Source organism: Brevibacterium sp. H602, from assembly GCF_051172395.1.
Taxonomy (GTDB): Bacteria; Actinomycetota; Actinomycetes; order Actinomycetales; family Brevibacteriaceae; genus Brevibacterium.
On sequence record NZ_JBPIZD010000036.1, the window covers coordinates 1 to 18,903 of the forward strand.

12 protein-coding genes are annotated in these 18,903 nt (G+C 64.2%); 11 read left to right on the forward strand and 1 reads right to left on the reverse strand.

All coding sequences use genetic code 11. From position 1 onward, the window contains the following. Nucleotides 1-114 precede the first annotated feature (114 nt). The 8 genes from ACSBQT_RS17195 (at nucleotide 115) to ACSBQT_RS17230 (ending at nucleotide 9,025) form a co-directional block, all read left to right on the forward strand. Nucleotides 115-1,392, forward strand: a complete 1,278-nt coding sequence (locus ACSBQT_RS17195) for a GAF domain-containing protein (protein ID WP_435002167.1) — start codon at nucleotides 115-117, stop codon at nucleotides 1,390-1,392. 145 nt (nucleotides 1,393-1,537) lie between these two features. Then, nucleotides 1,538-3,061 (forward strand): acetaldehyde dehydrogenase ExaC, encoded by a 1,524-nt coding sequence (gene exaC / locus ACSBQT_RS17200; protein ID WP_410710550.1) that lies wholly within the window; start codon nucleotides 1,538-1,540, stop codon nucleotides 3,059-3,061. 125 nt (nucleotides 3,062-3,186) lie between these two features. Next, a complete protein-coding gene (adhP, locus tag ACSBQT_RS17205) occupies nucleotides 3,187-4,206 on the forward strand; it encodes an alcohol dehydrogenase AdhP (protein WP_410710549.1) in 1,020 nt (339 codons plus the stop codon). A 358-nt stretch (nucleotides 4,207-4,564) separates the two neighbouring features. After that, on the forward strand, nucleotides 4,565-5,098 hold the full coding sequence (gene rplJ, locus ACSBQT_RS17210) for a 50S ribosomal protein L10 (protein WP_062244493.1): 534 nt from the start codon (nucleotides 4,565-4,567) through the stop codon (nucleotides 5,096-5,098). Between the two features lie 59 nt (nucleotides 5,099-5,157). After that, complete coding sequence (rplL, locus tag ACSBQT_RS17215) at nucleotides 5,158-5,544, forward strand: 50S ribosomal protein L7/L12 (protein WP_101546927.1); 387 nt, start codon at nucleotides 5,158-5,160, stop codon at nucleotides 5,542-5,544. A gap of 222 nt (nucleotides 5,545-5,766) precedes the next feature. Continuing rightward, on the forward strand, nucleotides 5,767-7,002 hold the full coding sequence (locus ACSBQT_RS17220) for a hypothetical protein (RefSeq protein WP_410710548.1): 1,236 nt from the start codon (nucleotides 5,767-5,769) through the stop codon (nucleotides 7,000-7,002). Then, nucleotides 7,002-7,811 (forward strand): hypothetical protein, encoded by an 810-nt coding sequence (locus ACSBQT_RS17225; protein WP_410710547.1) that lies wholly within the window; start codon nucleotides 7,002-7,004, stop codon nucleotides 7,809-7,811. The genes ACSBQT_RS17220 and ACSBQT_RS17225 overlap by 1 nt, the downstream gene beginning before the upstream one ends. Further along, entirely contained in the window at nucleotides 7,808-9,025 is a 1,218-nt protein-coding gene (locus tag ACSBQT_RS17230; RefSeq protein WP_410710546.1) for a hypothetical protein, read from the forward strand. Before ACSBQT_RS17225 ends, ACSBQT_RS17230 begins: the two co-directional genes overlap by 4 nt. Before the next feature lie 64 nt (nucleotides 9,026-9,089). Here ACSBQT_RS17230 and ACSBQT_RS17235 read toward each other — a convergent pair whose 3' ends face one another. Further along, nucleotides 9,090-9,890 (reverse strand): MBL fold metallo-hydrolase, encoded by an 801-nt coding sequence (locus ACSBQT_RS17235; RefSeq protein ID WP_410710545.1) that lies wholly within the window; start codon nucleotides 9,888-9,890, stop codon nucleotides 9,090-9,092. Nucleotides 9,891-9,989: 99 nt separating this feature from the next. On the opposite strand from ACSBQT_RS17235, the gene ACSBQT_RS17240 reads away from it, so the two are divergent. From ACSBQT_RS17240 to ACSBQT_RS17250, 3 genes are all read left to right on the forward strand, one after another. Next, nucleotides 9,990-11,048: a GNAT family N-acetyltransferase gene (locus ACSBQT_RS17240; RefSeq protein ID WP_435002168.1), complete on the forward strand. Its 1,059-nt coding sequence runs from the start codon at nucleotides 9,990-9,992 to the stop codon at nucleotides 11,046-11,048. Between the two features lie 227 nt (nucleotides 11,049-11,275). Further along, the gene (gene rpoB, locus ACSBQT_RS17245; RefSeq protein ID WP_410710543.1) at nucleotides 11,276-14,755 is read left to right on the forward strand and encodes a DNA-directed RNA polymerase subunit beta; all 3,480 of its coding nucleotides are present in this window, start codon (nucleotides 11,276-11,278) and stop codon (nucleotides 14,753-14,755) included. A gap of 68 nt (nucleotides 14,756-14,823) precedes the next feature. After that, entirely contained in the window at nucleotides 14,824-18,696 is a 3,873-nt protein-coding gene (locus ACSBQT_RS17250; RefSeq protein ID WP_410710542.1) for a DNA-directed RNA polymerase subunit beta', read from the forward strand. Nucleotides 18,697-18,903: the final 207 nt, after the last annotated feature.

The window sequence follows — 18,903 nt, forward strand, 5'->3', positions numbered from 1 at the left end:
CCGTCAGGTAGTTCGGGGAGTGGACGGGCTCTTGTCCACGGACGGGTTCACGATTAGATTATGAGCAGTTGAAACACTCTTCCGACACCCGCCGATGGAGGTGGACCGTCCGCCATGGATTCGACGCTGCTGCTCGAAGACACCTATCAGAGCGCCGTTCGACGCGCACATGAGCGTCTGGCAGGACCGTCGGAGACGAGCCTCCACCTGCCGTCGTTAGGGCCCGGGGTGCGCGCCTCGGTGCTGGAATCCTGGGACCGGTCCCTGACCCGGCTGCGCGACCCCGACAGCGTGCAGGTCCAGGTCGCATTCGAAACCGATCGTCTCGCCGAGGTGCGCCGGCGACATCCCTTCCACGCGATCATGCCGCTGCTGCGGTCCCATCTCATCGAACCCGCCAAAGACGCCGGACTGCTGGCCGCCCTCGGCGACGAACAGGGGCGACTGCTGTGGGTTGAGGGGGAGCGGGGCGTGCGCAACCGCGCCGAAGCCATGGGATTCGTCTCCGGTTCGGACTGGTCCGAGGAGGTCATGGGCACCTCCGCCCCGGCCCTGGCACTGCGATCGGGCCGGCCCGTGCAGGTCAGCCGCGCCGAGCATTTCGCCCCCGACGTCCATTCGTGGAGCTGCAGCGCCGTCCCCGTCACCCACCCGCTGACCGGGCAGGTCATCGGCATCATCGATGTCACCGGGGGAGACGACGCCGTGTCCTCCATCGTGCTGCCGCTGCTGTCGTCGACGGCGAAGGCCGCCGGGGCTCAGCTGTCCCAGCTCTTCACGCCGCAGCAGATGCACACCGGCACCGAGGCGGCCGGGACCAGACTGACAGTGCTCGGTCCCAGCCCCGCTTTGGAGAGCCCCGATGGAACGCGGATTCCCCTGAGCCGTCGGCACGCCGAGATCCTGTTGCTGCTGCACAGGCATCCCGACGGCATCAGCGGTGCCGGACTGGTGGAGCGGCTGTGGTCGGTCGGCGGCAGCGAAGTCACGGTCCGGGCGGAGATCAATCGTCTGCGCAGAACGATCGGCAGCGTCGGCGATCTGCGCATCGACGCCCGCCCCTATCGGTTGCGCGGGGACGTCGATTCGGATCTGGAGCTCACCGTGCAGGCTCTGGCCAGCGGTGACATGGATTCGGCCCTCGAGCAGTTCAGGGGGACCGTCCTGCCGGATTCCGAAGCGCCGGGAGTCCGCGAGATTGCGGCGGAGGTCGATGCGCTTATGCGCGAGACCCTGCTCCAGGACGGAACCTGGCAGCAGCTGTGGCGGTTCGCGAACCTGCCGGACTCCCGCGACGACGTCGAAGTCCTCATGACAGTGCTGCGTCTGGCACCGCCCGAGGCCGCCGAACGCAACGCCGCGGTCGTGCGCCTGGAGGCGCTGGGCCTCTGAACTCGGCGAACCGATTGCGGTTCGGTGTGCGGGACGGGGCGGCCGCCTCGGCGATGTGATGCAACCCATATGCAACGTTGCGCTCGGTAGCGTCGTGGTCACACGGAGACAATCCGGTGGAATCAGACGCATCAAAGGAGTTGCAATGACTGTCTACGCACAGCCTGGTCAGGACGGGTCGCTCGTCACCTTCAAGTCCCGGTATGAGAACTTCATCGGCGGTCAGTGGGTGCCGCCGGTCAAGGGCAATTATTTCGAAAACCCCAGCCCCGTCACCGGCAAGACCTTCACCGAGGTCCCGGCCAGCACCGCTGAGGACATCGAACTCGCTCTCGACGCCGCGCACAAGGCGGCTCCGGCCTGGGGCAAGACCTCGGTCGCCGAACGGGCCAACATCCTCAATCGGATCGCCGACCGCATCGAGGAGAACCTCGAGATGATTGCCGTCGCCGAGACTTGGGACAACGGCAAGGCGATCCGCGAGCCCCTCAACGCCGACCTGCCGCTGGCGGTCGATCATTTCCGCTACTTCGCCGGAGCGATCAGGGCACAGGAGGGCGGACTCTCGCAGATCGACGATGACACCGTGGCGTATCACTTCCACGAGCCGCTCGGTGTGGTCGGCCAGATCATTCCCTGGAACTTCCCGATCCTTATGGGCGTGTGGAAGATCGCACCGGCGCTGGCCGCGGGCAACGCGATCGTGCTCAAGCCCGCCGAGCAGACTCCTGCCTCGATCCTCGTCCTCGTCGAGCTCATCGCCGACCTGCTGCCCGAGGGCGTGCTCAACGTCGTCAACGGCTTCGGTCTGGAGGCCGGCAAGCCGCTGGCGTCGAACAAGCGGATCTCGAAGATCGCGTTCACCGGTGAGACCACAACCGGTCGTCTGATCATGCAGTACGCCTCGCAGAACATCATTCCGGTGACTCTGGAGCTCGGCGGAAAGTCGCCGAACATCTTCTTCGAGGATGTGCTGGCCAAGGACGATTCGTATGCGGACAAGGCCCAGGAGGGCTTCACGATGTTCGCGCTCAACCAGGGCGAGGTCTGCACCTGCCCGTCGCGTGCGCTCATCCAGGAATCGATCGCCGATCCCTTCCTCGAGAAGGTCGTGGCCAGGACGAAGAAGATCGTCCAGGGCAATCCGCTCGACACGGACACGATGATGGGCGCCCAGGCCTCGAACGACCAGTTCGAGAAGATCATGTCCTACCTCGACATCGGCCGTCAGGAAGGCGCCGAGGTGCTCACCGGCGGCGGCAAGGCCGAACTCGACGGGGATCTGGCCGGCGGCTTCTACGTGCAGCCGACGATCTTCAAGGGCACGAACAAGATGCGCATCTTCCAGGAGGAGATCTTCGGGCCCGTCGTCTCGGTCGCGACATTCTCCGACTACGCCGACGCCATGGCCACGGCCAATGACACGCTCTACGGCCTCGGCGCCGGTGTCTGGTCGCGCGACGGCAACACCGCCTACCGGGCCGGACGTGAGATCCAGGCCGGGCGCGTGTGGGTGAACAACTACCACGCCTACCCGGCTCATGCGGCCTTCGGCGGGTACAAGGCTTCGGGCATCGGTCGCGAGAACCACAAGATGATGCTCGATCACTACCAGCAGACGAAGAACCTGCTCGTCAGCTACTCGGAGAACGCCCAAGGCTTCTTCTGATCCCTATTGCTACCTGACGGCGGCGCAGCAACCTCGCGCCAGGTATCTGGGCCGCCGTCGGGTAGTTCCACCACAAGTTCAAACCCCGCATCGCCTCATCAACCATCATCACAAAGGAGCGAATGATGTCCGCAATGAAAGCTGCAGTGGTCGAGGGCTTCGGCCAGGAACTCGTCGTCGGTGACAACGCCATTCCCGAACCCGGCCCGGGTCAGGCCCTCGTCAGACTCGTCGCCTCCGGCGTCTGCCACACCGATCTCCACGCCGCACACGGTGACTGGCCGGTCAAACCGAAGGTGCCGCTCATCCCGGGACACGAAGGAGTCGGCATCGTCGAAAAGGTCGGCGAAGGCGTCACCGATGTCGAGGTCGGACAGATGGTCGGCAACGCCTGGTTGTGGACCGCATGCGGAACCTGTGAGCACTGCCGTCAGGGATGGGAGACTCTCTGCGAATCCCAGGTCAATGGCGGCTACGGCGTCGACGGCTCCTTCGGCGAGTACATGCTCGTCGACACGAAGTTCGCCGCCATCATCCCCGACGGCGCCGATCCCTATGAGATCGCCCCGGTCCTGTGCGCCGGAGTCACCGTGTACAAGGGACTCAAACGCACCGAGGTGCAGCCGGGCCAATGGGTCGTCATCTCCGGTATCGGCGGGCTCGGACACATCGCCGTCCAGTACGCCGTGGCCATGGGAATGCGCGTCGTCGCCGTCGATGTCGCCGACGACAAGCTGGCGCTGGCGAAGAAGCACGGTGCCGAAATCACCGTCAACGCCTTCGCCGAAGATCCGGCTGAGATCATCCAGGACAAGATCGGCGGCTCACACGGAGTCCTCGTCACAGCCGTCCACCCGGCGGCGTTCGGCCAGGCGATCGGAATGACCCGCCGAGGCGGCACCATCGTCTTCAACGGACTGCCGCCCGGCGATTTCCCGGCTCCGATCTTCGACATCGTGCTCAAGGGCCTGACGATCCGCGGTTCGATCGTCGGCACTCGGCAGGACATGGTCGAGGCGCTGGAATTCTATGCCGCCGGCAAGATCCACCCGACGTTCACGAAGCGACCTCTCGAGGACATCAACGCGATCTTCGACGAGATGGAACACGGCAAGATCGACGGCCGCGTCGTCATCGAATACTGACGAACCTGTCCACCCGCGCTCCCGAACTACCTGACGGCGGCGCAGCAACCTCGCGCCAGGTTGCTGAGCCGCCGTCAGGTAGTGTGGGAGGGGTCTCGGCGGGCGGATTGGACTTGCCGGGACAGACTTCGTTAAACTTGAAACACCCAAGACCGTCGGTCTCTGCGGAATTATCGGAATTCGCCATCGAATCCCGGTGGCCGCAGACGAAGACTCCTAGAGAGTGACCCACGCAGGTGAGCTCGAAATCCTTCCGTCGGATTCCCTTTGGAATCGGCGGCCAAGCGTTTCACGCCTATCTGCGTGGAGCGCTTTTTCTGTTGTCGGGACAGACCGGACGACTTATGAAAGGAACACCATGGCGAGGCCAGACAAGGCAGCCGCAGTCGAGGAGATCAAACAGCAGTTTGAGAACTCCGACGCTGTGTTGCTGACCGAGTACCGCGGTCTCACCGTCGCGCAGATGAAAGAACTGCGCGTCTCTCTCGGTGAGAACGTCAGCTACGCCGTGGTAAAGAACACGCTGACCAAGATTGCAGCCAAGGAAGCCGGAGTCACCGGTCTCGATGAGCACCTCAATGGGCCCACCGCGATCGCGTTCGTCAACGGCGAACCACCTGAGGCTGCCAAGGCTCTGCGTAACTTTGCCAAGGCGAACGACAAGCTCGTGGTGAAGGGCGGCTACTTCGATGGAGCCGCGCTCAGCCCCGAACAGGTCAACCAGCTCGCCGACCTCGAATCCCGCGAAGTGCTGCTTGCAAAGGCAGCCGGTGCCATGAAGGCAAGCCTCCACCAGGCGGCTTACCTCTTCACCGCTCCGCTGGTCAAGGCCGTGCGCACTGTCGATGCCCTCCGCGAGAAGCAGGACGACGCTCCTGCCTCCGACGCCTGAGCATCACCACAAACCGAACCGGTCGCTGATCGTGACCAAAACAGGAAGGACTAGCCACCATGGCTAAGCTCACCACCGACGAGCTCCTCGAGGCTTTCAAGGAGCTCACCCTCATCGAACTGTCCGAGTTCGTCAAGAAGTTCGAAGAAGAGTTCGACGTCGAGGCTGCCGCTCCGGCCGCCGTCGCCGCTGCTCCTGCCGCTGGCGGAGCCGGCGAAGCCGCTGCTGAAGAGCAGACCGAATTCGACGTCATCCTCGAATCGGCCGGCGAGAAGAAGGTTCCCGTCATCAAGGAAGTCCGTGGACTCACCTCCCTCGGACTCAAGGAAGCCAAGGACCTCGTCGACGGAGCTCCCAAGGCCGTCCTCGAAGGCGCTTCGAAGGAAGACGCCGAGAAGGCCAAGGAGACCCTCGAGGCTGCCGGCGCCACCGTCACCCTCAAGTGATCTTCTGCGCAGCAGACTGACTGCTGCATAGGCTTCGAACCCCCACGGTCCGCCGTGGGGGTTCTTTGCATCCCCACCAGGTTTTGCCCACCCCCACCGAGGATGCCCACTCCCACCGGGATGCCCTCCTTCGCCGAGGATGTGCGCCGGTCCTGTACCGATGTGACCGATTCGGAACACCGATCGACAAGGGCCGGGCAGAAGCTGAATTATCCTTGACTGGTGACTGAGACGACGAGCTACGCCCGCGCACAGCAGCAGCTGCGCGATCGCATCCGCGGAACCTGGGCGCAGCATCCCCTCTACATCGACGAGATCATCAGGCCCGGACTGACCGAGAATCAGATCAAGGCCATTCGGCAAGCCTCACAGCAGACCGAGGACACCGGCCTCACCCACTACCTCGCGATCGTCCCCGGACTCCTGACCATGGGCTACGGCGATTGGGCGAAGTTCACCTCCGACTTCGCCTTTGAGATGCACCAGGAATCGGGGGAGAAGCAGACCCTCGTCCTCTTCAGCGAAGGCGAGACCTCCGCCCGCTCGTTCGCCTACCTCGTCACCGACAACGGACCCGTCGTCCCCACGGGCGCCCCGGAACTCATGAAGTCCAGCAGCGACGACTTCATCCCCGTCGAACTCGCCGTGCCCTACTATCTGCAGGTCCTCGTCGCCGCCGCCAAGGGCACCGAGCCTCCCCAGGCACCGGATTTCGACACCCGCGACGTCGGCGACCGCAATGAGGACTACATCGAACGCTTCGGCCTCGACAACTCCGACCCGGACACGCTCGTCTTCGGCGCCACGGCCGTCGCAGCCCTCGGCGCGACCCTGTGGCTGCTTGGTCGCCGGCATCGCTATTCCTGGCGGTCGGAGCTGACCACGAAACCCGAACTGGTCACGTCGCACAAACTGAAGAAGGCAGTCACCGAGGCGGCCGCCCCGATCCCCGAACCCGACCATCCCGATGACGACACGTGGGCCCTGCATGACCGAGGCAGACGAATCCAGGATGCGCTGGCGGCTCTGACCGCGGCCCACCCGGATTGGGCAGAATCGGTCGACTTCGCCCACCGCAACGGCGTGTTCGTCCTCGTCGCCCTCGACCGTTGGCTGCGCCGACAGCTGCGCAGGCGCTCCAGCCGAGTCGAAGACGAACCGCGCTTCTGCTTCCTCTTCCCGCATCATCGCAAGGACATTGAGGACCATGTGCTCAAACAGTCGGGCCGCAGCCTCACCGTAGGGCTGTGCGCCGACTGTCGTCAGGAGCTGGCGACCGGCCACGACCCGGAACGACTGATGGTGCCTAAACGTCCCGGCTCCACCCGTGCCGTTCCGTACTTCCGGCGCGATGACGCCTACGCGCTCTCCGGTTTCGGCAGCTTCCAACCTCTCGACGAGGCGGTGCTGGATGAAATGAGCCCTCAGCGCTCCGCCGCTGTCGGAAGGAGCCGATGATGGCCGCCGGAAGCGTGCGTTCGAAGACCCCACTCGACTGGCTCATCGCCGTCGTCGCGGTCGCTGCGGTGTCGATCGGCGCCACTCTGCTGAGCACACATCTGTTCGATCAGGCGAAGGCCGAGAGGATCACCGCAGCCGACAGTGACGCGATCGTCGTCGACTCGATCTACGACGACCGCATCGAAGGCGCCCATGACCCGAACTACGCAACAGACCGCTACCAGGCGATCGCGAGGTCCTTCGCAGCAGATCCCGTCTACTTCGACGGCTACCCGGAGTTCGAGATCGACGAGGGCGATGTCGACTCCATCCGCGCGGAGATCGCCGAGGCCGACAGCCCGATCTATGTGGCGTTCCTCAACGTCTCGGATCTCGACGACGCCGATGGAGACCTCGATCTGTTGGCGGCTCGGATCGTCACCGAGATGGATGACCCCGAGGCTGCAGTGCTCACGGTCGATGCCACCGGGCGCATGGGACTGGCGGAGAAGGGCCTCCTCCGACCTTCGCTGCTGACTCTGTCGGGGGACTTCGACGACAGCGACTCCGATGCCGCGCTCGCGGGAGTGCGTAAGATCAGTGCTGCCGAGACCGCAGACGTCGAATCGCGCTACTCGCACCGTCATGATGACGACGGGAACCCGGAGGTGACCTCCGAGGACACGACGAAGGACCCGCACACGCTGTCGTACAGCACCGGCGGCGCTGTGGCCGGAGCCGTCTTCGGCATCCTCGTCGGCGCGGGAATCGGCGTCGGAACATACTTCATCCGCCGCGCACTGAAGAAACGGACAGCGAAGCAGTGACCCAACAGGCCCAGACGATCGCCGAGGCGCTCAACACCGATCCCGTCTACGTGACGAATGCCGCGAAGGGGGAGATCAACGACACACTGCTGCAGAAGGCGGAGACGAAGATCGACAGCCTCGACTTCGATGTCTACGTCATCATCACCGGAGGCGAGGGTGCCGATAGGGATCTGCTCGAGCAAGTCAAGGTCTTCAACGGCGATGAGGGTGCGTTCATCATGATCGATACGAACACCGACCTCGCCGTCGACTACACCTTCGAGGACCAGCACGATCTGCAGATGCAGGTGATGGAGCAGATGTCCGTCGGGCGCGAACAATGGAGCCACAGCACTCCATCGCAGACGAAGCTGAACATGCTCCTCGACCTCTACGCCGATCCGCAAGAGGCACCCGAGTACGAAACCGGACAGGAGGCCTCGGGCAGCGAGGTGCAGACGGTCGACGGTTCGAACTCGACTGCCACTCTGTTCCTCGGGGGAGCGGTTCTGGTGCTGGCGCTGGTCATCGCCGTCGTCTGGTTCGCCAGGTCACGGCGAGAGCGGGCGAAAGCCGCCCGCACCCGCCGCCGCTTCGAATTGCCGGCACGACTGCTCGACCGAGTCGATGACCTGCAGCGGAAGACGCTGCGAGAAGGACTGAACGAGGACACGACAGAGCTGGCCGACGAGATCACGCAGCTGCAGACACAGGACCTCAGCACCGCAGATGCCGAAGGGGTGGAAAGAGCACTCGACGCCTATCAGATGGCCAGAGGCATCGTCGACGACACCGAAGCCGAACGCATCGACCTCGCCGGGGCCATGGTGCTGCTGCGTCAGGCCGGACGCGAGATCGCCGAGGTGAAGCTGCACAGATCGACCAAGCGCGGGGCGAGGACCAGAAAGACCGGTTCTGCCCGCGCCTCCGGCTCGACGAAATCAGCAAAGTCGCGGGGACTCCCGCAGAGTCTGTGCACGGTCAACCCCCTCCACGGAGAGGCACGATCGAATCAGTTGGTGAGCACCGAGCGCAAGGGACACTTGGCGGGAAAGAGCGTTCGCGTCCCCGTCTGCGGCAGCTGCCTGTCCGATCTGCACTCCGGCCGCGAACTGCAGTGGATCTTCGACGGCGACCGACCCTACGTCGAGGGCCGCAGCGTCTGGGCGCAGACGCTGTTCGGAGCGATCGGCGGCGATCTCGTCACCGCCCTGCACCGGCAGGGCTCCTAGGGAACCGCCCGGCTGAGTCCACTCAGCCAGTGCACGTCCGAACGTTGCTCGGGTGGGTTCGGAATCAGACCAGGCGGTGCTCCCGGGGAATCGTCCGATCATGATCACCCGGCATGGAGCGGGCGGGCAGAGCCACCTCGGCGTCTCCCTGATCGATCCTCATCCCCTCGATATCGGCGAGCTGACGGGAAATGAAACCACGGTCGACCGGGACCCCGTGACCGGGAACGAAGGTCTTCGCCTCAGGAAACGACAGCAGGGTGTGCAGGCTCGATGCCCATTCGCTCAAGGACGCATCGGCCCCGGCCTGAGGGGCATCCGCCTCTTCGACGAGATCGCCGGTGAAGACGATGCCGAGCTCGGGCAGTCGGACGACGAGGTCGGCCGTCGAATGTCCTCCGAGCACATGGAACTCGACCGGACAGTCACCGAGGTCGAGGTGCCACACATCACCCGGTGTCGGATCGACGGGTGAGACGTCGACGATGAGCTCACCGGGATCTGCGGGAAGGCTCGACAGATATTCATCCGGGAAGTCACCGCCCGCGACTCCGTCGAGGGCGATCCAGGCCGTGGCCTCCTGATCGGCTGCGAACGATGACGATGCGTACACGGCGGTGACCCCGGCGGAGACGGCTGCGGCGGCACCGAAGAAGTGATCCCAATGATCATGGGTGATCGCGAGCTCGATCGCGCGCGGATGGCTGCCTCCGATCTCCCCGCCGAGGCGGACCGCCCGCTCCACCAGATCTGCGGCGGCCGCGGGGCCGGGGCCCGCGTCGACGAGCAGAGAGCGATCGGTGCCGACGATGATTCCGCAGTTGACAGCGGCCGGATCGAAGCTGAGGATGCTCACTCGTGTCATGGTCGCAGTCTAGAATGTCTCCCACCGGCTGTCAGCGCGACGATGCGCGAAGGAGACATTGCAATGCGAGGCGGCCATCAGGGACGACAGAGGCCACAGATGGAGATCACCCGGTTCAGGTCCGGACACGGCGACCCGGCGGCAGTCGAGGCATTGCTACCCGAGCTGCTGGCTTTCGACACCGTCATCAATCGGGTATCCGGGCTGGGGGAGGACTTCGACCCGATTCCCGAGGATGTGCGACACGCGCTGACCAGCAGGAGCGAGTACCGGACCACGCTCACATGGATCGGTCGCAGCGACGGAGACATCGTCGCCAGGGGCACCGCAGACCTGCGTCTGACGAGCAACACCGACACCGCGGAGCTCTGGTGCGCGGTCCGACCCGATCTGCGCCGACGAGGACTGGGCGCGGCCCTGCTCGATCGGATGGAGTCCGACCTGGCGGCAGACGGACGGACCGCGCTGTCGACCTATTGTGAGATCCCGGAGTCTGTCAGAACTGCCGACCTGCGCGGGGCCCATCTTGCCGCCGAGACCGGTGCCGGGACGCTGCCGGTCGCTCTGCCGGAGGTGTCGTTCCTCCGCGCCCGCGGATACGGGCTCGCTCAGATCGAACGGTGCTCGGTCGCTCCGACCGCCACTGCGGCCGAGCTCGACCTCGGTGACATGGCCGACGACTACGTCATCGAGACGTGGCGAGGCCCGGTCCCGGAACAGCGGCTCGAGCACATCGCACTGTGCAAGCGTCGGCTGAGCACCGACGTGCCGGGAGCGGCGAAATTCGGGGGAGAGGAGACCTGGGACGGTGAGCGGGTGAGGGCCCTCGATGCAGAGAAGAACGCGAAGGGCGAATCCATGGCCACGGCGCTCGCCCTTCTCGGCGGGGAGCCGGCGGGGTATACGCAGGTCGGATACGCGGCTGGCAGGCCGACCGTGGGCTGGCAGGGAGGAACCCTCGTGCTGAACGAGCATCGCGGCCACCGCCTCGGCGCTCGGCTCAAGATCGCCAATCATCGCAGCCTCGCTGAGCATTCGGCTGTCGACCGGGTGTACACATGGAATGCGGTGGAGAATTCGTGGATGCTGGCGATCAACGATCAGGCGGGATTCGCCACGTGGGCATGGGTGGGGATGTGGACGAAGAATCTGCACTGAAACCGTCGTCTTGCCAGACTTGACCAGATGCTATAAGCTTGATATTTGCATCGTTCTGCCTGTGGTGTGCCTTCATATAGCGGTGGGCACAGCATTTCCACTCAAGTGAACCATGCCGACGCCGGGAGTCGAAATCTGACACCCCGTATATGTCGTGGATGTCCGGACGTCGCCGGAGCGAGTGGGCAGACGAAGTATCAGATGGTGAAGCACTCGGAAGGAACCAATTGGCCGCCGCCAACGACAACACCAGGACCGCTAATCCCCCCAAGAGAATTTCCTTCGCGAAGATTCGCGAGCCCCTCGAGGTTCCCGATCTGCTCGGTCTGCAGACGGACAGCTTCGACTGGCTGATCGGATCGGAGGCGTGGCAGGACCGCGTCGCCGAGGCCATCGAGATCGGGGACGACTCAGTCGCAACCACCTCGGGACTCGAAGACATCTTCGAAGAGATCTCGCCGATCGAAGACTTCGGCGGATCCATGTCGCTGTCGTTCCGCGAGCACCGGTTCGAAGCTCCCAAGTACTCGATCGATGAGTGCAAGGAACGCGATATGACCTACTCGGCGCCGCTGTACGTCACCGCCGAGTTCATGAACAACAACACGGGCGAGATCAAGAGCCAGACCGTGTTCATGGGTGACTTCCCCCTCATGACCGACAAGGGCACGTTCATCGTCAACGGCACCGAGCGCGTCGTCGTCTCCCAGCTCGTGCGTTCGCCCGGCGCCTACTTCGAATCCAGCGTCGACAAGACCACGGACAAGGACATCTTCACCGCGAAGATCATCCCGTCCCGCGGTGCCTGGCTGGAGTTCGAGGTCGACAAGCGCGACCAGGTCGGTGTTCGCCTCGACCGCAAGCGCAAGCAGTCCGTGACTGTTCTGCTCAAGGCCCTCGGCTGGTCCGAAGCGAAGATCCTCGAAGAGTTCGGTGAGTTCGAATCGATCCGCGAGACGATGGCCAAGGACACCGTCACCACGCAGGACGAAGCGCTGCTCGACATCTACAAGAAGCTGCGCCCGGCAGAGCCCGCGACCGCCGAGGCCGCTCGCAACCTGCTCAACAACCTGTACTTCAACCCGAAGCGCTACGACCTGGCCAAGGTCGGCCGCTACAAGGTCAACCGCAAGCTCGGCGTCGAAGCCCCGCTGTCGGACTCGGTGCTCTCCACCGAGGACGTCGTCGCCACCATCCGCTACCTCGTGTCGCTGCACGCCGGAGTGGACACGGCCAAGGGCACCCGCGACGGTGAAGAGGCCGAGATCAGTGTCAAGCTCGACGACATCGATCACTTCGGCAACCGCCGCATCCGTGCCGTCGGTGAGCTCATCGAGAACCAGATCCGCACCGGTCTGTCCCGGATGGAGCGCGTTGTGCGTGAGCGCATGACCACCCAGGACGTCGAGGCGATCACCCCGCAGACCCTGATCAACATCCGCCCCGTGGTGGCTGCGATCAAGGAGTTCTTCGGCACCTCGCAGCTCTCGCAGTTCATGGATCAGAACAACCCGCTCGCGGGTCTGACCCACAAGCGCCGTCTCTCCGCACTGGGACCCGGCGGTCTCTCGCGTGACCGTGCCGCCATGGAAGTCCGTGACGTGCACCCCTCGCACTACGGCCGCATGTGCCCGATCGAGACCCCCGAAGGTCCGAACATCGGTCTGATCGGTTCGCTGGCGTCCTACGCCCGCATCAACCCCTTCGGCTTCATCGAGACGCCTTACCGCAAGGTCGTCGACGGTGTCGTGACCGATGAGACGCAGTACCTGACCGCCGATGACGAACTCGAGTTCAACATCGCCCAGGCCAACGCACCGCTGACCGACGACCAGCGCTTCGCCGAGGTCGAGGTCCTGGCCCGTCCGAAGGGCGGCGGCGGCGAGGCCGAACTGGTCCAGCACGACCAGATCGACTTCATGGACGTCTCCGCACGTCAGATGGTGTCTGTGGCTTCGGCTCTGATTCCGTTCCTCGAGCACGACGACGCCAACCGCGCCCTCATGGGTGCGAACATGCAGCGTCAGGCCGTGCCGCTGGTGATGGCCGAATCCCCGGTCGTGGGCACCGGCATGGAATACCGTGCCGCCGTCGACGCCGGCGATGTCATCACCGCTGAGAAGTCCGGTGTCATCACCGAGGTCTCGGCCGACTACGTCACTGTGCTCGCCGACGACGGAACCCAGCTGACCTACAAGGCTGCGAAGTTCAAGCGGTCGAACCACGGCACCTCGTACAACCAGCGCATCCTCGTCGACGAAGGCGACCGCGTCGAGGCCGGAACCGTCCTCGCCGACGGACCGTCCACCGAGAACGGTGAGATGGCTCTGGGCAAGAACCTCCTCGTGGCGTTCATGTCCTGGGAAGGCTACAACTACGAGGATGCGATCATCCTCTCGCAGCGCCTCGTCCAGGACGATGTGCTCTCCTCGATCCACATCGAAGAGCACGAAGTCGATGCGCGCGACACCAAGCTCGGTGCCGAAGAGATCACTCGGGACATCCCGAACATCTCGCCCGATGCCCTGGCCGACCTCGACGATCGCGGAATCATCCGCATCGGCGCGGAGGTCACCGACGGTGACATCCTCGTCGGCAAGGTCACCCCGAAGGGTGAGACCGAGCTGACCCCGGAAGAGCGCCTGCTGCGCGCGATCTTCGGTGAGAAGTCCCGTGAGGTCCGCGACACCTCGCTGCGCGTTCCCCACGGCGAGATCGGCACCGTCATCGGCGTGCGCGTCTTCGACCGCGAGGACGATGACGAGCTCTCGCCCGGCGTCAACCAGATGGTCCGCGTCTACGTGGCTCAGCGCCGCAAGATCACCATCGGTGACAAGATGGCCGGCCGTCACGGAAACAAGGGCGTCATCTCGACGATCCTGCCGGTCGAGGACATGCCGTTCCTCGCGGACGGCACCCCTGTCGACGTCATCCTCAACCCGCACGGTGTCCCCCGTCGTATGAACATCGGACAGGTCTTCGAGGTCCACCTCGGATGGATCTCGAAGCAGGGCTGGAAGATCGAGGGCAACCCCGAATGGGCTGCCGAGCTGCCCGACGCCGCTCGCGAAGCCGAGGCCGGCACCAACCTGGCCACCCCGGTCTTCGACGGTGCGCACGAGCAGGAGCTGCGCGGACTGCTGGATTCGACGACCCCGAACCGCGATGGGGACCGCCTCATCGACTCCTCGGGCAAGGCCCAGCTGTTCGACGGACGCTCCGGTGAGCCGTTCCCGTACCCGATCTCGGTCGGCTACATGTACATGCTCAAGCTCCACCACCTCGTCGACGACAAGATCCACGCGCGTTCGACCGGACCGTACTCGATGATCACCCAGCAACCGCTCGGTGGTAAGGCGCAGTTCGGTGGTCAGCGCTTCGGTGAGATGGAAGTCTGGGCCCTCGAGGCCTACGGCGCCGCCTACACCCTGCAGGAGCTTCTGACGATCAAGTCCGATGACATCCCAGGCCGTGTGAAGGTCTACGAAGCCATCGTCAAGGGTGAGAACCTGCCCGACCCGGGAATCCCGGAGTCGTTCAAGGTCCTCATCAAGGAGATGCAGTCCCTGTGCCTCAACGTCGAAGTCCTGTCTTCCGACGGAGGCCATGTCGAGATGGGCGAGTCGGAGGACGAGGTCTACCGCGCCGCCGAAGAGCTCGGCATCGACCTCTCCCGCCGCGAAGCACAGACCGTAGAAGAAGTCTGAGGACTTCCACTTCAACCGACACAACTTTTTGATGAACGATTCGTTCATCGCCAGGAAAGAGGATTTACGTGCCTGACGTCAATTTCTTTGATGAACTGCGCATCGGTCTTGCCACCACGGAGAACATCCGCGGCTGGTCACACGGTGAGGTGAAAAAGCCTGAGACCATCAACTACCGCACCCTGAAGCCGGAGAAGGACGGACTCTTCTGCGAGAAGATCTTCGGACCGACCCGTGACTGGGAGTGCGCCTGCGGAAAGTACAAGCGAGTCCGCTTCAAGGGCATCATCTGCGAACGCTGCGGCGTCGAGGTGACCCGTGCCAAGGTGCGCCGTGAGCGGATGGGCCACCTCGAGCTCGCCGCTCCCGTCACCCACATCTGGTACTTCAAGGGCGTGCCCTCGCGTCTGGGCTACCTGCTGGACCTGGCTCCGAAGGACCTCGAGAAGGTCATCTACTTCGCGGCCTACATGATCACCTCGGTCGACGAGGATTCCCGTCACCGTGATCTGCCCAGCCTGCAGAACAAGATCGACGTCGAGAAGCAGCAGATCGGCACCCGCCGTGACGCCGACATCGACCGTCGTGCCAAGAAGCTCGAAGAGGATCTCGCCGCACTCGAGGCCGAAGGCGGAACCGCCCAGGCCAAGAAGAAGCTGCGTGACACCGCCGAGAAGGAAATGGACAAGCTGCGCAAGAACGCCGACCGCGAGGTCGACCGTATCGAGCAGGTGTGGGACAGGTTCAAGAACCTCAAGGTCAACGACCTCGAAGGTGACGAGAGCCTGTACCGCGAGATGTTCCACCGCTTCGGCCTGTACTTCACCGGTGCCATGGGCGCCGAAGCCATCCAGAAGCGCCTCATCGACTTCGACCTCGAAGGCGAAGCCGAGAAGCTGCGTGAGCTCATCGCCACCGGCAAGGGACAGCGCAAGACCCGTGCGCTCAAGCGCCTCAAGGTCGTCAACGCGTTCCTGACCACCGACAACAACCCCGAGGGCATGGTCCTCGACGTCGTTCCGGTGATCCCGCCGGAGCTGCGCCCGATGGTGCAGCTCGATGGTGGGCGCTTCGCGACCTCGGACCTCAACGACCTCTACCGTCGCGTCATCAACCGCAACAACCGCCTCAAGCGTCTGCTCGACCTCGGTGCTCCCGAGATCATCGTCAACAACGAGAAGCGGATGCTGCAGGAGGCCGTGGACTCGCTGTTCGACAACGGACGTCGCGGACGTCCGGTGACCGGACCGGGCAACCGCCCGCTCAAGTCGCTGTCGGACATGCTCAAGGGCAAGCAGGGACGCTTCCGTCAGAACCTGCTCGGCAAGCGTGTGGACTACTCGGGCCGTTCGGTCATCGTCGTCGGTCCGCAGCTGCACCTGCACCAGTGCGGTCTGCCGAAGACCATGGCTCTCGAGCTGTTCAAGCCCTTCGTGATGAAGCGCCTGGTCGATCTCAACCACGCTCAGAACATCAAGTCGGCCAAGCGCATGGTCGAGCGCCAGCATCCGCAGGTGTGGGACGTCCTCGAAGAGGTCATCACCGAACACCCCGTGCTGCTCAACCGCGCACCGACCCTGCACCGTCTGGGCATCCAGGCGTTCGAGCCGCAGCTCATCGAGGGTAAGGCCATCCAGCTGCACCCGCTCGTCTGCTCGGCGTTCAACGCTGACTTCGACGGTGACCAGATGGCTGTGCACCTGCCGCTGAGTCCCGAGGCGCAGGCCGAGGCCCGCATCCTCATGCTCTCGGCCAACAACATCCTCAAGCCCTCGGACGGCAAGCCCGTGACCATGCCTTCGCAGGATATGATCATCGGTCTGTTCCACCTCACCTCCGAGCGCAAGGGACTGGCCGGCGAGGGCCGTGCGTTCTCCGGAATGGGCGAAGCCATCATGGCCTTCGACCGCGGAGAGCTCGATCTCGGTTCGCCGATCACCATCCGCCTCGAGGACGTCGTTCCCAACGCGGACATGGAGCTTCCTGAGGGCTGGGAGGCCGGCGACCCGCTGGACGTGCAGACCACTCTGGGACGCGCGACGTTCAACGAGTACCTGCCTGCCGACTACGCGTTCGTGAACTCCACGATCGACAAGAAGGCTCTGAGCCGGATCGTCAACCACCTCGCCGAGGAGTACCCTAAGGTCGAGGTCGCACACACGCTGGACAACTTCAAGGCCGGCGGCTTCCACTGGGCCACCCGCTCGGGCATCACCATCGCGATGTCGGACGTCGTCTCACCCGAGGCGAAGACCGAGATCATCAACGATGCCGAGGTCATCGACACGAAGGTTCAGCAGCAGTACGAACTCGGTGCACTCACCGACGACGAGCGCCGCAACGAGCTCGTCAAGCTGTGGACCGAGACGACCGAGAAGGTCGACCAGATCATGCGCACGAACTTCCCCGAGGAGAACTCGGTGCTGCGTCTGGTCGAGTCCGGTGCCTCCGGTAACTGGATGCAGGTGCGTCAGCTGGCCGGTATGCGCGGCCTGGTGACGAACCCGCAGGGTGAGATCATCCCGCGTCCGATCGTGTCGAACTACCGTGAGGGACTCGCCGTGCTCGAGTACTTCATCGCCTCGCACGGTGCTCGTAAGGGTCTGGCTGATACCGCTCTGCGTACCGCTGACTCCGGTTACCTGACCCGTCGTCTCGTCGACGTCTCGCAGGATGTCATCATCCGCGCGGCAGAGGCCGAGTCGAACAAGGGCATCACCCTGCCGATCGCCGAACGCGATCACGAGGGCAACCTGGTTCCGCACGAGTACGCCGAGACCAGCGTCTACGGTCGTCTCTCCGTCTCCGATGTCACCGACGCCGAGGGCAATGTGCTCCTGCCGGCCAAGTCCGATGTCACCGGTGCAGTGGTGGACATGCTCGTGGCCAACGGCATCGAGGAACTCAAGGTCCACTCCGTGCTGACTGCCGATTCCGATGCGCAGATCTCCGCCGAGCACTACGGTCGCTCGATGGCGACCGGCCAGCTCGTCGACATCGGCGAGGCCATCGGCACCGTCGCAGCTCAGTCGATCGGTGAGCCCGGTACCCAGCTGACGATGCGTACGTTCCACACCGGTGGTGCCGCCGCTTCGACAGGTGATATCACGCAGGGTCTGCCGCGTGTGACCGAGCTCTTCGAAGCCCGCACACCGAAGGGCTTCGCCCCCATCGCCGAGGCGACCGGACGGGCGAAGATCGACGACAGCCGCAAGACCCGCTTCGTCATCATCACCCCTGATGATGGCAGCGAAGAGATCGAGCACGCAGTGTCCAAGCGTGCCCGTCTCATGGTCGAGGACGGTCAGCACGTCAAAGCCGGAGAGCAGCTCATCGTCGGTGCCGTCGATCCGAAGCAGGTGCTGCGCATCCGCGGTCGCCGTGAGGCCGAGCGCTTCCTCGTCGAGGAAGTTCAGAAGGTCTACCGTTCGCAGGGCGTGGGCATTCACGACAAGCACATCGAGGTCATCGTGCGGCAGATGCTGCGTCGCGTGACCGTGATCGAGTCGGGCGATACGAACCTGCTGCCCGGTGAGCTCGTCGACCGTGGCCGCTACCAGGCGGAGAACCGTCGTGTAGTCGCCGAAGGCGGCCAGCCGGCATCGGCTCGTGACGAGCTGATGGGCATCACGAAGGCTTCGCTGGCCACCGAGTCGTGGCTGTCGGCCGCGTCCTTCCAGGAGACCACCCGCGTCCTCACCGAGGCGGCCATGGAAGGCAAGTCCGATACGCTCATGGGTCTCAAGGAGAACGTCATCCTCGGTAAGCTCATCCCTGCCGGCACCGGCCTGCAGACCCACCGCAACCTCGTGGTGGAGCCGACCGAAGAGGCCAAGGCCGAGATGTTCACGAACAGCTACGGCGACTTCTACGCGGGCATCGGAGCCGATTCCGGTTCCGCCATCCCGCTGGAAGACTACGACTACGGAGCGTTCAGCTGATCAGCTGATCTCCCAGCCGTACGGCAGACAGGAGGGGCATCCACCAACTGGTGGGTGCCCCTCCTGCCATTCATGCACGTCATTCATGCTTGCGACTCATGCCGGCGACGACGAGAAACGGGTGGAGTGGGTGGGGAAAGGGAGGGGGTCCCCCCCCTTTCGCGTCAATCCCCACCGTTCTTTAGGGAGGCGGTATTGGGTGCTTCA

What these genes read in the sequence shown, in the direction of transcription:
- ACSBQT_RS17195 (WP_435002167.1), top strand. Translation starts at nt 115, where the DNA reads ATGGATTCGACGCTGCTGCTCGAAGACACCTATCAGAGCGCCGTTCGA.
- exaC (WP_410710550.1), top strand. Translation starts at nt 1,538, where the DNA reads ATGACTGTCTACGCACAGCCTGGTCAGGACGGGTCGCTCGTCACCTTC.
- adhP (WP_410710549.1), top strand. Translation starts at nt 3,187, where the DNA reads ATGTCCGCAATGAAAGCTGCAGTGGTCGAGGGCTTCGGCCAGGAACTC.
- rplJ (WP_062244493.1), top strand. Translation starts at nt 4,565, where the DNA reads ATGGCGAGGCCAGACAAGGCAGCCGCAGTCGAGGAGATCAAACAGCAG.
- rplL (WP_101546927.1), top strand. Translation starts at nt 5,158, where the DNA reads ATGGCTAAGCTCACCACCGACGAGCTCCTCGAGGCTTTCAAGGAGCTC.
- ACSBQT_RS17225 (WP_410710547.1), top strand. Translation starts at nt 7,002, where the DNA reads ATGGCCGCCGGAAGCGTGCGTTCGAAGACCCCACTCGACTGGCTCATC.
- ACSBQT_RS17235 (WP_410710545.1), bottom strand. Translation starts at nt 9,890, where the DNA reads ATGACACGAGTGAGCATCCTCAGCTTCGATCCGGCCGCTGTCAACTGC.
- ACSBQT_RS17240 (WP_435002168.1), top strand. Translation starts at nt 9,990, where the DNA reads ATGGAGATCACCCGGTTCAGGTCCGGACACGGCGACCCGGCGGCAGTC.